At 54.7% G+C, this 12,880-nt stretch carries 14 protein-coding genes and 3 tRNA genes; 6 read left to right on the top strand and 11 right to left on the bottom strand.

What is annotated here, in order from left to right; all coding sequences use genetic code 11:
* A tRNA-Asp gene (locus tag Q1B21_RS00005) sits at window positions 1-77 on the bottom strand.
* A 42-nt stretch (window positions 78-119) separates the two neighbouring features.
* Window positions 120-196, bottom strand: a tRNA-Asp gene (locus Q1B21_RS00010).
* A 213-nt stretch (window positions 197-409) separates the two neighbouring features.
* Between Q1B21_RS00010 and Q1B21_RS00015 the strand changes: the two genes are divergently transcribed.
* Window positions 410-484, top strand: a tRNA-Val gene (locus tag Q1B21_RS00015).
* A 132-nt stretch (window positions 485-616) separates the two neighbouring features.
* Here Q1B21_RS00015 and lon read toward each other — a convergent pair.
* The 4 genes from lon to Q1B21_RS00035 form a co-directional block, all read right to left on the bottom strand.
* Entirely contained in the window at window positions 617-3,025 is a 2,409-nt protein-coding gene (lon, locus tag Q1B21_RS00020; RefSeq protein ID WP_299884401.1) for an endopeptidase La, read from the bottom strand.
* 223 nt (window positions 3,026-3,248) lie between these two features.
* The gene (locus Q1B21_RS22325; protein ID WP_367277437.1) at window positions 3,249-3,656 is read right to left on the bottom strand and encodes a DUF6636 domain-containing protein; all 408 of its coding nucleotides are present in this window, start codon (window positions 3,654-3,656) and stop codon (window positions 3,249-3,251) included.
* Window positions 3,657-3,747: 91 nt separating this feature from the next.
* Window positions 3,748-4,878, bottom strand: coding sequence for a tRNA guanosine(34) transglycosylase Tgt (gene tgt / locus Q1B21_RS00030; RefSeq protein ID WP_299884407.1), 1,131 nt, complete (start codon window positions 4,876-4,878; stop codon window positions 3,748-3,750).
* Window positions 4,879-4,941: 63 nt separating this feature from the next.
* A complete protein-coding gene (locus Q1B21_RS00035) occupies window positions 4,942-5,853 on the bottom strand; it encodes a nucleoside hydrolase (RefSeq protein WP_299884410.1) in 912 nt (303 codons plus the stop codon).
* Window positions 5,854-6,028: 175 nt separating this feature from the next.
* Here Q1B21_RS00035 and Q1B21_RS00040 point away from each other — a divergent pair, with 175 nt between their 5' ends.
* The 3 genes from Q1B21_RS00040 to Q1B21_RS00050 all read left to right on the top strand — a co-directional run bounded on the left by Q1B21_RS00040 (window position 6,029) and on the right by Q1B21_RS00050 (window position 7,655).
* A complete protein-coding gene (locus Q1B21_RS00040; protein WP_298932178.1) occupies window positions 6,029-6,919 on the top strand; it encodes an SPFH domain-containing protein in 891 nt (296 codons plus the stop codon).
* Entirely contained in the window at window positions 6,919-7,197 is a 279-nt protein-coding gene (locus tag Q1B21_RS00045; RefSeq protein WP_298932180.1) for a hypothetical protein, read from the top strand. Before Q1B21_RS00040 ends, Q1B21_RS00045 begins: the two co-directional genes overlap by 1 nt.
* A 95-nt stretch (window positions 7,198-7,292) precedes the next feature.
* Window positions 7,293-7,655 (top strand): SUF system Fe-S cluster assembly protein, encoded by a 363-nt coding sequence (locus Q1B21_RS00050; protein WP_298932182.1) that lies wholly within the window; start codon window positions 7,293-7,295, stop codon window positions 7,653-7,655.
* A 247-nt stretch (window positions 7,656-7,902) separates the two neighbouring features.
* Here the strand turns inward: Q1B21_RS00050 and Q1B21_RS00055 are convergent, their stop codons facing one another.
* Window positions 7,903-8,244 carry a hypothetical protein gene (locus tag Q1B21_RS00055; protein WP_299884415.1) on the bottom strand — a complete coding sequence of 114 codons (342 nt, stop codon included), beginning with the start codon at window positions 8,242-8,244 and terminating at the stop codon, window positions 7,903-7,905.
* A gap of 219 nt (window positions 8,245-8,463) precedes the next feature.
* Here Q1B21_RS00055 and Q1B21_RS00060 point away from each other — a divergent pair, with 219 nt between their 5' ends.
* A complete protein-coding gene (locus Q1B21_RS00060) occupies window positions 8,464-8,829 on the top strand; it encodes an iron-sulfur cluster assembly accessory protein (protein WP_298932186.1) in 366 nt (121 codons plus the stop codon).
* 138 nt (window positions 8,830-8,967) lie between these two features.
* Window positions 8,968-9,717 (top strand): triose-phosphate isomerase, encoded by a 750-nt coding sequence (gene tpiA, locus Q1B21_RS00065; protein WP_299078780.1) that lies wholly within the window; start codon window positions 8,968-8,970, stop codon window positions 9,715-9,717.
* A gap of 23 nt (window positions 9,718-9,740) precedes the next feature.
* Here tpiA and Q1B21_RS00070 read toward each other — a convergent pair whose 3' ends face one another.
* The 4 genes from Q1B21_RS00070 to Q1B21_RS00085 form a co-directional block, all read right to left on the bottom strand.
* The gene (locus Q1B21_RS00070; RefSeq protein ID WP_298932190.1) at window positions 9,741-10,187 is read right to left on the bottom strand and encodes a nucleoside deaminase; all 447 of its coding nucleotides are present in this window, start codon (window positions 10,185-10,187) and stop codon (window positions 9,741-9,743) included.
* Window positions 10,188-10,263: 76 nt separating this feature from the next.
* Window positions 10,264-10,575, bottom strand: coding sequence for a multidrug efflux SMR transporter (locus tag Q1B21_RS00075; RefSeq protein WP_299884421.1), 312 nt, complete (start codon window positions 10,573-10,575; stop codon window positions 10,264-10,266).
* A 154-nt stretch (window positions 10,576-10,729) separates the two neighbouring features.
* A complete protein-coding gene (locus Q1B21_RS00080; RefSeq protein WP_298932193.1) occupies window positions 10,730-12,106 on the bottom strand; it encodes a TRAP transporter large permease in 1,377 nt (458 codons plus the stop codon).
* Window positions 12,106-12,783: a TRAP transporter small permease gene (locus tag Q1B21_RS00085; RefSeq protein WP_299884425.1), complete on the bottom strand. Its 678-nt coding sequence runs from the start codon at window positions 12,781-12,783 to the stop codon at window positions 12,106-12,108. Before Q1B21_RS00085 ends, Q1B21_RS00080 begins: the two co-directional genes overlap by 1 nt.
* Between the last annotated feature and the right edge of the window lie 97 nt (window positions 12,784-12,880).

A 12,880-nucleotide genomic window follows, 5' to 3' on the forward strand; every position in this document is an offset into this window, starting at 1 on the left:
TGGCGCGGTTGACGGGGCTCGAACCCGCGACCCCCGGCGTGACAGGCCGGTACTCTAACCATCTGAGCTACAACCGCGCATTTTCGTGATCCCTAGGCCCGGATCCAGGCTGACAGCAGTGGCGCGGTTGACGGGGCTCGAACCCGCGACCCCCGGCGTGACAGGCCGGTACTCTAACCATCTGAGCTACAACCGCCCGCTGCCCGTTCATTGCTGAACGTTGGGGTGTATTATGGGTCCGCCCCGGTATCGTCAAGCGGCGTTTTGAAGTTTTTTGCGCTCAGCTGATTTTTTCCCAAGCTGTTAGTCGGAGGAACAAGATCAGGTTGAACTATTCCGCTCTGGTAGCGCAGTTGATCGCCCACCGGTCTTGCGCAATTCCCAAAGCCGCTGTAGAAGCGCGCCGCGCGGGTGATTAGCTCAGTGGTAGAGCGCTTCGTTCACATCGAAGATGTCAGGAGTTCAAATCTCTTATCACCCACCAAGCCTTCGCTGTTAAATCTCTGACTTTATTTACCTTTCCTCGATCAACTACCAGATGGCCGGTTAGATGTATCGTGAGAAACAAAAAAAGGCGCACCCATAAGATGCGCCCTTTCGATGGTCTGAGATTGATTTAATGGGCCGTAGCAGACGGGCTTGTACTTTCTGCTGCTTTGGCTGCAGCCGCGGCTGCTTCCTCAGCGGCTTCGTCCCACTCGATCGGCTCAGGTGCACACACCAAAGCTTGTTTCAGAACCTCCGAGACATGCGCCACCGGGATGATGTCCAGACCTTCCTTAACGTTGTCCGGAATCTCGGCCAGATCCTTTTCGTTTTCCTCGGGGATCAGAACGGTCTTGATACCGCCACGAAGCGCCGCCAACAGCTTTTCCTTCAAACCGCCGATCGGCATTGCGTTGCCGCGCAACGAGACCTCACCCGTCATGGCGATGTCCTTGCGCACCGGAATACCGGTCAGCACCGACACGATCGAGGTCACCATTGCCAGACCCGCACTTGGGCCATCTTTTGGCGTTGCGCCATCCGGCACGTGGACGTGGATGTCCAACTTATCGAACTTGGGTGGCTTCACCCCGATCTGAGGCGAGATGGAACGCACGTAGGAGGAGGCTGCGTCGATGGATTCCTTCATCACATCGCCCAGCTTACCTGTGGTCTTCATCCGACCTTTGCCGGGCAGTTTCAGAGCTTCGATATGAAGCAGATCACCGCCCACTGACGTCCAGGCCAGACCGGTGACAACACCGACCTGATCGTCCTGTTCAGCCAGACCGTAGCGGAACTTGGGAACTCCAAGGAACTCATCAAGATTATCCGGAGTCACCTTAACGGTTTCCGCCTCTTTCTTGATGATCTTGGTCAGCGATTTTCGAGCCACCTTGGCGATCTCACGCTCAAGATTCCGCACGCCCGCTTCACGGGTATATGTGCGGATCATCTTTTGCAGGGCCTCATCGGTCAGTTCAAATTCCTTGTCCTTAAGGCCATGGTTTTTGACCTGCTTGCCGATCAGGTGTTGCTTGGCGATCTCGCTTTTTTCGTCCTCGGTGTAGCCGGCCAGCGGAATGATCTCCATCCGGTCAAGCAAGGGCCCGGGCATGTTGTAGCTGTTGGACGTGGTCAGGAACATTACGTTCGACAGGTCGTATTCGACCTCAAGGTAGTGATCCATGAACGTGTTGTTCTGTTCCGGGTCCAAAACCTCAAGCATGGCCGAGGCCGGATCGCCACGAAAGTCCTGCCCCATCTTGTCGATTTCATCGAGCAGGATGAGCGGGTTCGTGGTCTTCGCCTTTTTCAGCGCCTGAATGATCTTGCCAGGCATTGAGCCAATGTATGTCCGACGGTGACCGCGGATCTCGGATTCGTCGCGCACCCCACCCAGCGAGATGCGAATGAACTCGCGCCCCGTCGCCTTGGCAACGGATTTACCCAAGCTGGTCTTACCCACGCCCGGAGGGCCAACAAGGCACATGATCGGGCCTTTTAGCTTTTTCGAACGCTGCTGAACTGCCAGATATTCGACGATCCGTTCTTTGACCTTCTCAAGGCCATAGTGATCGTCATCCAGGACTTTCTGCGCGCGACCCAGATCTTTCTTGACGCGAGACTTGGTGCCCCATGGCAGCGACAAAATCCAGTCCAGATAGTTGCGCACGACAGTGGCTTCAGCCGACATCGGGCTCATGTTGCGCAGCTTCTTCAGCTCACCTTCGGCCTTTTCGCGCGCCTCTTTCGACAGCTTGGTCTCGGCGATTTTCTCTTCCAGCTCAGCAACTTCGTTCGAGCCGTCTTCGCCATCACCAAGTTCCTTCTGAATGGCCTTCATCTGCTCATTCAGATAGTATTCGCGCTGCGTCTTCTCCATCTGGGATTTGACGCGGGTCTTGATCTTCTTCTCGACCTGCAGAACCGACATTTCGCCCTGCATCAGGCCATAGACTTTCTCAAGCCGCTCGCTGACGCTGAGCGTTTCAAGCAGCTCCTGCTTTTGCTCAACTTCGATCCCAAGATGGCCGGACACAAGATCCGCCAGCTTGGCGGGTTCAGTGGTTTCACCCACAGCGGTCAGCGCTTCTTCGGGGATGTTCTTGCGCACTTTTGCATAGCGCTCGAACTCATCTCCGACGGTGCGCAGCAGTGCCTGCGTCGTGGTCACGTCGCCGGGCATCTCTGTCAGGTATTCCGCGCGGGCTTCAAAGAAGTTGTCGTTTTCCAGAAATTCTGTGATCTGTACCCGCGCCTGACCTTCAACCAGCACCTTCACGGTGCCGTCGGGCAGCTTCAGCAGTTGCAGAACGTTGGCCAGAACACCGGACCGGTAAATACCATCAACATCCGGATCATCGACGCCTGGGTCGACTTGGCTGGACAACAGAATTTGCTTGTCATCCTGCATCACCTCTTCCAGCGCGCGGACCGACTTATCGCGGCCGACAAACAGCGGCACGATCATATGTGGGAACACCACGATGTCGCGCAGCGGCAGGACGGGGTATGAGGAATTCAGAGGCTCTTGCATGCTCTATCCTTATCGTTGGCAAGACGGCTCCGGTCCCTCATCGAGGCAACACTCGGCCATCTCCTGTCTTGGACGATAAAGGTGGGGCCGCATCGCCCTTTTTCAACCTTACCGCCATGTATCAAAATTCAGAATGACCCGAGGTGTTACCGACTGCAAGACGTCCGCGGGACATATCCACCGAAAACTGTCAAAACACGCGACTAAGTTATTCGCCCTGTCCTCAAAAGATCCGTTGAACCGCCCGGGACAAAAAGAACCCGTGACCATCCTGGTTTGTGCACTCCAGCCCCTTTTTTGATGAATGGCACACAAATCCGCCAAACTGGCCTGTTACGCCGTATTCAGCCCGGTGATACCCGTCGCGATGGCGGCTAAGGGCCGCGCATACCATCTGGACGTTGCCCGTGTTGTTCATCAAGAATTCATGCCCCCAATCAGCCTGACAGTTCGCGGGTCGCGGCAAGGCCGGTGGGCCATTGCGTTCAATGATCGTACATTGAATGTCGGAAAATCCCGCACTTTCACCAACTGAGCATTGTATGTTTTCTGACGGGGTTTCAAATGTCCAGATATCAGAAAACGCGGGCGTGGCGCATATAATCATCGCGCCGATCAGTGGGCGGAACATCAAAGCCTCCGGGGTCAAATCGCAAAAATACACTGTAACAATCTAGAAACAGTGTACCGTTTTTAAGCTGTATTGTCACCGAAAAGGATGGTCAAACTGGCGCGATATCGCCCTGCGCGCGCTGTGTGTGGAACTGCTCCTGCCACCGCTCAAACGTCCCTGCGGAAATCGCATCGCGCATATCCTGCATGATCTCCTGAAAGTAATGCAGGTTGTGCCATGTCAGCAGCATGCCCGATATCATCTCATTCGCGCGGAAGACGTGGTGCAGATAGGCACGTGAGTAGTTCGAGCATGCAGGACACGAACATGCCTCGTCCAAGGGACGCGGATCATCGGCGTGCCTTGCGTTTTTGATGTTCACAACGCCAAACCGCGTAAACACCTGGCCTGTGCGGCCAGACCGCGAAGGCAGCACGCAATCCATCATGTCAATGCCACGTGCAACCGCCCCAACGATATCATCAGGCTTTCCGACACCCATAAGGTATCGCGGCTTGTCTTCGGGCAGGAAACCGGGGGCGTAGTCGAGGCAGGAGAACATCGCCTCTTGCCCTTCACCTACGGCCAGACCGCCTATTGCATAGCCTTCAAACCCGATGTTTTTCAAAGCTTCGGCGCTTTCCTCGCGCAGATCACGCTCTAACCCGCCCTGCATGATGCCAAACAGCGCGTGCCCCGGACGGTCGCCGAACGCTTCACGGGACCGGTCCGCCCATCGCATCGACAGGCGCATAGATTCGGCAATGCGATCACGATCGGCTGGCAAGGCGGGGCATTCGTCGAAACACATGACAATGTCAGACCCCAGCAGGCGCTGAATCTCCATCGACCGTTCCGGTGACAATTCGTGTTTGGAGCCGTCAATATGCGATTTGAAGGTCACGCCCTTCTCGGTCAGCTTGCGCAGGCCCGCCAGTGACATGACCTGAAACCCGCCTGAGTCCGTCAGGATCGGTCGATCCCAGTTCATGAACTTGTGTAGCCCGCCCAAACGGTCGATCCGTTCCGCGGTTGGACGCAACATCAGGTGGTAGGTGTTACCCAGCAGGATATCCGCGCCCGTAGCACGCACGCTTTCGGGCATCATTGCCTTGACCGTCGCCGCTGTCCCAACGGGCATAAAGGCTGGTGTGCGCACGTCACCGCGCGGCGTCTTGATGACACCATTACGGGCCTTGCCATCCGTGGCTTTCAGTTCAAATGAAAATCGCTGGGTCATGTTATCAACTCGGAGCGCGGAACCGGGCAGCATTTGCCCGATCAACCCGCCCAATGCAACCCGTCAGGGCAATGAGGCGACGCGGTCCGTAAATAGTCGCACCACTCCTGCCCCGTCTACATTGCGGCAAACAGAGATCGACGGACGAGACGGATCCGGCCGCGTCGCCCCCAATTCAGGTCCGTGCGCGATGACTTGAAGGCCGATTGAAGCCATGTCGAACATCGGATCATGTGTGCAGGCGATCACTGCCGTTGAATCATGCAATCCGCACCCTTCTAACCCACCAATTTCCTTGTAGAATTTCAGATAGAACCGAGAGATATCGTGCAGGAACGCCCCCATATGAGGGGATCGACTGGCCAGCGCTTCGAAATCGGCGGCCTCGTACAAGGTTTTCAGCGTCACATCCAAACCAACCAACACGGTTTCCGGTGGGGTCGCAAAGACTTCGTTTGCGGCCGCAGCATCGTGATAGATATTCGCCTCTGCATGTTCAGTGATATTGCCAGGGCAGAAAACCGCACCGCCCATGATCACCAGCCGCTTCAGATTCGACGGAAATTCGGGATCAAGGCGGATTGCGTCCGCAATATTGGTCAAAGGCCCAATCGCACAGACTACCAGTTCGCCTTTGTGTACACGGGCCATTTCGGCAAGAAACTCAGCCGCAGGCAAAGCATGGTTGTAACCGATTTCCGGAATGTCTGTCAGATCACCAAATCCCTCGGGCCCATGAACATGTTCGGAGGGGGTATGACTGTCCGATCCGCGCGGGAAAGACGCGCCTTGCGCCACCGGGATAGATAATCCCAATTTATCCAGCAAATACCGTGCATTACGACTGGATTGGTGCACATGCGTATTGCCAAAAACGGTGGTCAGGCCAACCAGCTCAATTTCAGGCGCCGCAGCAGCATATGCGATGGCCATTGCATCATCGATGCCAGGGTCAGTGTCGATTATCAGTTTCATAGCGTCCCGATATCTTAGTCTGATATGGATGCAAAGCGGTCACAATGCATAAATTCGGCCAAAAATTATCCCATTTGAACGTTTGCATCCGTCTTGTTTCCATCCATACCAGAGTTGAAATCATGCGACTCAACCCTTAAATGTATACCATCGTACACAATAAAAGAGGACAGATATGACCGAAGACCAGATTATTGGGTTGCTATCGTCAAACATCATTTACGTCTTGGCCGCCGTTTTGGTGGTTATCGTTATCCTCAAGGGCATCAAGATCGTCCCGCAATCCGAAAAATTCGTGGTCGAACGCTTTGGTCGCCTGCACTCGGTCCTTGGCCCCGGCATCAACTTTATCGTGCCATTTCTGGATGTTGCGCGCCACAAGATTTCGATTCTGGAACGTCAGTTGCCGAACGCAACCCAGGATGCGATCACCAAAGACAACGTTCTGGTGCAAATCGACACTTCGGTCTTTTATCGAATTCTTGAACCGGAAAAGACCGTTTACCGTATTCGGGACGTCGACGGAGCAATCGCCACCACCGTAGCTGGCATCGTCCGTGCAGAAATCGGGAAAATGGATCTGGACGAAGTCCAGTCAAACCGCTCGCAACTGATTAATCGTATTCAGGAAAGTGTCGAAACGGCTGTGGACGACTGGGGCATACAGGTTACCCGCGCTGAGATTCTCGATGTGAATCTGGATCAGGCGACTCGGGACGCCATGTTGCAGCAGTTGAATGCCGAACGCGCACGCCGCGCCCAGGTGACTGAAGCTGAAGGTCTGAAGCGCTCGGTCGAGTTGCAAGCCGATGCCGAATTGTACGCGGCCGAGCAAACAGCCAAGGCCCGCCGTATCCAGGCTGACGCCGAAGCCTATGCCACAGGTGTCGTTGCCAAAGCCATTCAAGACAACGGTATCGAAGCGGCACAATATCAGGTTGCACTGAAGCAAGTTGAATCGCTGAACGCACTAGGCAACGGTTCTGGAAAACAGACGATCATCGTTCCTGCAAACGCAATTGAAGCCTTTGGAGATGCGTTCAAGATGCTTAAAGGAGGAAAGTGATGGCGGACCCCGTTTGGCTAACTTGGTGGATTTGGCTAGCCGCCGCACTTGCGCTTGCGATCCTTGAGGTCGCCCTGCCCGGTTTCATATTTCTGGGCTTTGCAATTGGTGCGGCGATCACGGGCCTTCTACTGGTCATTCCGGGGTTTGTACCGTCTTTATCCTTTCTGTTACTGATATTCGCGGTTCTTTCCTTGGTGGCCTGGCTTATCCTGCGTCGAATGTTCGCTCGACCGCACGGTCAGGTGAAAACCTTTGAACACGATATCAATGACTAAACAGCTTTGGCGCCAAACTTGGCGCCATTGCCCCACTGGACGCTGTGGCGGGCATTCCCTATATAATCACTCAGGCAACTGACCCCGAGGCACCAATGACCCACCCAAGCGAACAGTTTGAAGGCACACCGCTGATTGCGCCATCGACAATAGAACACCCTTTGTACGAGCTTGTGGTTGAAGCGTGCCGGACGGTCTTTGACCCGGAAATCCCCGTTAACATCTACGACCTTGGGCTGATCTATACGATCGATATCGCCAGCGACAACGCCGTGAAGGTGATCATGACCTTGACCGCACCCGGCTGCCCGGTTGCTGGTGAGATGCCTGGATGGATCGTTGAAGCCATTGAACCAGTCGCTGGCGTAAAAGAAGTAGATGTCGAACTGACCTGGGAACCTCCCTGGGGTATGGAAATGATGTCAGACGAGGCTCGACTGGAACTCGGCTTCATGTAAGTGGGCGGCATCTGCTCGCATTCCGAACACTTGTCACAAAACGGTTGTTTATCTGTTACTTAACTGTGCAGAGGCTGTCACATAGTTGCGAGACATATGTGGCGCGTTGACGCCGCAATGACCGTTTCGCGTTATATGCACGGGCCGACTGACCAACTGCCGCCCCCAAAAGACCCTGGCCCAGAATACGGACCGTTCTTGCCCGAGAACGGTCCTTTTTCATGGAAACGTCTCTTGCTGCCAGATGCTATTTCAGACCACAGGTCGATTTGATTTCGGCGGATCGTGCATTAAGCTGTGTAATGTAATCCCCTGACAACATTTTAAGCCTTTTGTTCTCAGTTCCCGTGACCAGACCCAGCAGCGCCCCAGCAGGTGTAATGGCCGCCACACTCTCAAGTTGCTTGTCCTCGGCATGCTTTTTTTCTGCATCAATGGCGCGCAAATCACCTTCAGCTGTTGCGCAGTTAACCGGATGCCTGTCGGTGTCCGAGGCGGCAAACGCTGGGCCGATTGCCATAACACCAGCAACACAGAACACAGGCACCAGCTTTGCCAATACACTCACCTTGATGTTTAGTGCGTTCATTCCATGTCACCTTTCTTGTCGGGTTGCGTTGCAGCTTTCAATGAAAGTGGGTCGTACATTGGCAAGCTAAGTCGATCAGTACGGCCAAAACAAGCCATCGTTTCAGAAACATCAGAAAAGTCATAATCGGTGTGAAAATCCGTTCTTTTCCACACACATACTTGAGCCTCACCTAAGTCGGCCCTAAATTGTAGGTAACGTGCGACGACGGAGACTCAGATGTTTGGCATTCCCGGCAAGCAGGCCGTGACCATAACGCCCAAAGCTGCAGAGCAGATTACCCGCCTGATGTCATCCGGCGGTCACGCGGGGTTGCGCATTGGCGTCAAAAAAGGCGGATGCGCAGGCATGGAATACACCATGGAATATGTTGATCAGCCTGACCCGCATGACGAAGTTGTCGAACATGACGGCGCGCGTGTGATGATCGCCCCAATGGCGCAGATGTTCCTGTTTGGCACTGAAATCGACTATGAGGTCTCGTTGCTGGAAGCTGGTTTCAAGTTTAAGAACCCGAATGTTGTCGATGCCTGCGGCTGCGGGGAATCGATCAAATTTGATGAAAACCTTGCATCGCAGGGCTGAATTCTTCTGCAATAGTCTTGCGTTTCGATTGGGCTGACCTTCAGGCGATACTCGTGCAATCTCCAACCGGAATTGTCAGGCCTTCCAGACGATGTTATCCGATCTATCAAATGACATAGCGTTACGAGAGGATTGGATATGCGGCGTAAGCTGGCGGCTGGAAACTGGAAAATGAACGGAACCAGCGCTGCGCTGAGCGAGCTTGAACGGCTTGCGGCCCTTCATCCCTCTCCTTCCCTCGATATCCTGATTTGTCCCCCCGCAACCCTGCTTCATCGCGCCGCCGCTGCGGTCGAAAATACCGACGTTTCGGTTGGCGGTCAGGATTGTCATGCGGACGCCTCGGGTGCTCATACAGGCGATGTCAGCGCTGACATGCTGAAGGACGCAGGAGCAAGCGCAGTGATCCTAGGTCATTCCGAACGTCGCGTGGATCACGGCGAACAAAACGAAGATGTGCGCGCAAAAGCACGGACAGTTATGGATGCCGGGTTGCAGGCGATCATCTGTGTCGGTGAAAGCCTGGAGCAGCGCGACGCGGCCAATACATTGGACATCATTGGCGGCCAATTGTCCGGGTCTGTCCCGGATCAGTCGACAGGTGAGAATCTGGTGGTTGCCTATGAGCCGATCTGGGCCATCGGCACCGGCAAGGTTCCGACACTGGAAGAGATTGGTGAGGTTCACGATTTCATCCGCGCCCGGTTGGAACGCCGATTTGGCGAAGGCGTCGGTCGATCGGTGCGCCTGCTGTACGGTGGGTCCGTCAAGCCAGGCAATGCCACCGAAATCTTCGGCGTTTCAAACGTCGATGGTGCTTTGGTAGGCGGCGCGAGCTTAAAGGCCGAAGATTTTTCGGGCATTATTCAGGCGCTGGAGAGCATCTGAACACTACTCAAAAGGCATACGCCTTATTCCGCAATGTCTTCAGCCCAAAGCTCGGGCTTTTCTTCGATGAACCGCTTCATCAGTGCAATGCAATCGGGGTCCTCCGCCAGGATGACCTCGACACCTCGTTCACGCAGGAAGTCTTCGTTACCCCCAAAATTCTGAGTGTCGCCGATAACAACCCGCGGAATGCCAAACTGAACGATGGTTCCGGAGCACATCATGCAAGGCGACAAAGACGTATAGAGCACGGTGTCCCGATAGGTTCGCTGACGCCCAGCTTTGCGCAGCGCGTCCATTTCGCCATGCGCAATCGGGTCGCCACGTTGAACGCGTTGGTTGCGCCCTTGTGAGACAACCCGCCCATTTCGGGCCAAAACCGATCCGATCGGGCAGCCACCTTCTTCAAACCCCGCCTTAGCTTCGTCAAAGGCGATACGCAGCAAACCAGCGTCGGTTTCGGTAAGCATGTCGGAGGTTCCTTGTTCGATCCCTGCGATCATCCTGCCGAAGGCGCCAGAATGCGTCAACGGCAGGATGATTCAGTTAGGATATCTTCATGACAACAAGACCTGAGACAATCAAAACCGCAGCCAGGATGCGAATTGGCGTTATGGCCTCACCCAAAAACATGATGCCAACCATAAACGCACCAACGGCGCCGATGCCGGTCCAGATGACATAAGCTGTGCCAAGCGGCAAAGTGCGCATCGCCAGCGCCAGCAGGCCAAATGATCCGATCATCGACACACCCATGATTGCTGTAGGCCACAAACGCGTAAACCCGGCTGATTGCTTCATGGCAACCGCCCAAACGATTTCCAGCAAGCCGGCGAACAAAAGAAAAATCCAGGACATAAGAACACCTCAGAACAGGTCGGGTCGTCCCGACTGATTTCCCGGTTTGGGGAGGTCGTCCTCTGACTGTTAGATAATATCTGAAAATACCGGTTCAAGACACAAGAAGACCGGGCGGTTTCAGACGCCCGGTCGATTGCTAAGCACGTACCGGCTAGTTGGTTATGATTTCGGGCCCCATGAAGGTGTTCGGCAGGAATGTCGAAATCCAAGGTATGTATGTCACCATGATTAGGAAAACGAACAACACGGCCAGAAACGGCAGTGCCGCTCTCACAACACTCATCATCGGCATTCCAGCGACGCCTGATGTGACAAACAGGTTCAACCCGACCGGAGGCGTGATCATCCCGATCTCCATGTTTACCACCATGATGATACCGAGATGGATTGGATCAATCCCCAGTTCGATAGCTATCGGAAAGACCAGTGGTGCAACAATCACCAACAGGCCCGAAGGTTCCATGAACTGACCCCCGATTAGCAGGATCACATTGACCACAATCAGGAAAGTGACAGGCCCAAGACCCGCAGACAACATGGCACTGGCGATATGCTGCGGGACCTGTTCATCTGTCAAAACATGCTTGAGGATCAGCGCGTTGGCGATGACGAACAACAAGGTTACTGTCAGCTTACCCGCCTCAAACAAAGTGTGCTTTGTATCCGGATGGAACAGCGCTGTTGCCAAAGCATAAGGCTTGGACAGCAGGGATCGGTTTGGCGTTCCGTCTTCGGTGCTCAGCGGGCCCATGTCCTTGTAGACGAAGCTTGCAATGAAGAAGGCATAAACCGCGGCCACCGCAGCAGCTTCGGTCGGCGTGAAGATACCGCCATAGATCCCGCCCAGAATGATCACGATCAGAAACAGGCCCCAACCGGCCTCGCGGGCCGAAACGAAAATCTCGCCCCACCCTTTCCAGTCGCCCTTGGGCAGGTTTTTAACCTTGGCCATGACGTAGATTGTGATCATCAGCATCAACCCGGCCAAAAGACCCGGAATCACGCCAGCCAGAAACATGCGACCGACCGAGACTTCGACAGCCGCCGCGTAAACAACCATCACGATTGAAGGCGGGATTAGGATGCCCAAAGTGCCCGCGTTACAGATCACACCAGCCGCGAATTCCTTGGAATACCCCACCTGCCGCATGCCCGCGATAACGATGGACCCGATGGCCACAACAGTCGCCGGAGAAGAGCCAGACAAAGCAGCAAACAGCATGCACGCAAATACACCCGCAATCGCCAACCCTCCGGGCAAATGCCCGACGCAAGCGATCGAAAAGCGGATAATCCGCCGCGCCACGCCGCCCGTAGTCATGAAGGACGACGCCAGAATGAAGAACGGGATCGCAAGCAAGGTAAAGTGGCCTTCGAACGCCTCAAAAAGCGTACCTGCGACCGAAGCCAGCGAACTGTCGGAATAAATCAGCAGGAACAGGGTCGAGCTGAGGCCCAATGCGACCGCAATCGGAACACCAATTAGCAGCAGACCGATGACCATCGAGAAAAGAAGAACAACATCCATCAGTCGTGTTCTCCCCGCTGGGCCCGAACTTCTTCGATCTCGTCCTCAACCTCGTGGCTGGCAACCAGGCGGTCGGTTTCGCCGCGCCAAATCTGCATTGCGACTTGAATAAAACGAATGACCAGCAAAAGCATCGACAGTGGAAGAATGAAGTAAGGCACAACCTTTGGCAGCTTTTCGTAGTATTCGCCGTAGTTGATCATCTCTTCCAGAAAACGCAGCGGTGCGATCATTGGGATGTCATCAACTTCATAAAAGCTTTGACTGCGGGCATCGAGATTGAACCCGGTCGGGAACCATCGCCCCGAGGTGGGCGGCAGATCCGCAAAGACGGCCCAGTAATCATAGGCGCCCTTCAGCATCAGCAGTGAAAACGCCAGACAGCACGCGACGGAAACCAGTGCAAGGATCCGCCTTGGCGCAGGTGCCAGCATGTTCAGGATCGCATCCACACCCAGATGGGCATGTTTTTTCACCGCATATGACGCACCCAGAAGAACCAGCCAACCGAATGCAAAAACGGTCAGCTCCAGCGCCCATAGGATGTTGGAATTAAAAACAAACCGCGCAATTACGTTGGCGAAGGTTATGGCCGTCATCAGGCCTAGCAACAACGCAATCAGGGTTTCTTCGATATGGTCGACCAGCCCGCCTTGGCCGGATTTCGCACCAGACATCTCTCTGTCCCCGCATTTTTTGTGATGAGAGTTAAAAATGGCGGGCCTAATCCGGCCCGCCCGACCTATGCGCCCATAACTCCCCAGTCCCCGGACG

It is taken from the genome of uncultured Ruegeria sp. (assembly GCF_947504215.1).
Taxonomy (GTDB): Bacteria; Pseudomonadota; Alphaproteobacteria; order Rhodobacterales; family Rhodobacteraceae; genus Ruegeria.

What these genes read in the sequence shown, in the direction of transcription:
- lon (WP_299884401.1), bottom strand. Translation starts at nt 3,025, where the DNA reads ATGCAAGAGCCTCTGAATTCCTCATACCCCGTCCTGCCGCTGCGCGAC.
- Q1B21_RS22325 (WP_367277437.1), bottom strand. Translation starts at nt 3,656, where the DNA reads ATGTTCCGCCCACTGATCGGCGCGATGATTATATGCGCCACGCCCGCG.
- tgt (WP_299884407.1), bottom strand. Translation starts at nt 4,878, where the DNA reads ATGACCCAGCGATTTTCATTTGAACTGAAAGCCACGGATGGCAAGGCC.
- Q1B21_RS00035 (WP_299884410.1), bottom strand. Translation starts at nt 5,853, where the DNA reads ATGAAACTGATAATCGACACTGACCCTGGCATCGATGATGCAATGGCC.
- Q1B21_RS00040 (WP_298932178.1), top strand. Translation starts at nt 6,029, where the DNA reads ATGACCGAAGACCAGATTATTGGGTTGCTATCGTCAAACATCATTTAC.
- Q1B21_RS00045 (WP_298932180.1), top strand. Translation starts at nt 6,919, where the DNA reads ATGGCGGACCCCGTTTGGCTAACTTGGTGGATTTGGCTAGCCGCCGCA.
- Q1B21_RS00050 (WP_298932182.1), top strand. Translation starts at nt 7,293, where the DNA reads ATGACCCACCCAAGCGAACAGTTTGAAGGCACACCGCTGATTGCGCCA.
- Q1B21_RS00055 (WP_299884415.1), bottom strand. Translation starts at nt 8,244, where the DNA reads ATGAACGCACTAAACATCAAGGTGAGTGTATTGGCAAAGCTGGTGCCT.
- Q1B21_RS00060 (WP_298932186.1), top strand. Translation starts at nt 8,464, where the DNA reads ATGTTTGGCATTCCCGGCAAGCAGGCCGTGACCATAACGCCCAAAGCT.
- tpiA (WP_299078780.1), top strand. Translation starts at nt 8,968, where the DNA reads ATGCGGCGTAAGCTGGCGGCTGGAAACTGGAAAATGAACGGAACCAGC.
- Q1B21_RS00070 (WP_298932190.1), bottom strand. Translation starts at nt 10,187, where the DNA reads ATGCTTACCGAAACCGACGCTGGTTTGCTGCGTATCGCCTTTGACGAA.
- Q1B21_RS00075 (WP_299884421.1), bottom strand. Translation starts at nt 10,575, where the DNA reads ATGTCCTGGATTTTTCTTTTGTTCGCCGGCTTGCTGGAAATCGTTTGG.
- Q1B21_RS00080 (WP_298932193.1), bottom strand. Translation starts at nt 12,106, where the DNA reads ATGGATGTTGTTCTTCTTTTCTCGATGGTCATCGGTCTGCTGCTAATT.
- Q1B21_RS00085 (WP_299884425.1), bottom strand. Translation starts at nt 12,783, where the DNA reads ATGTCTGGTGCGAAATCCGGCCAAGGCGGGCTGGTCGACCATATCGAA.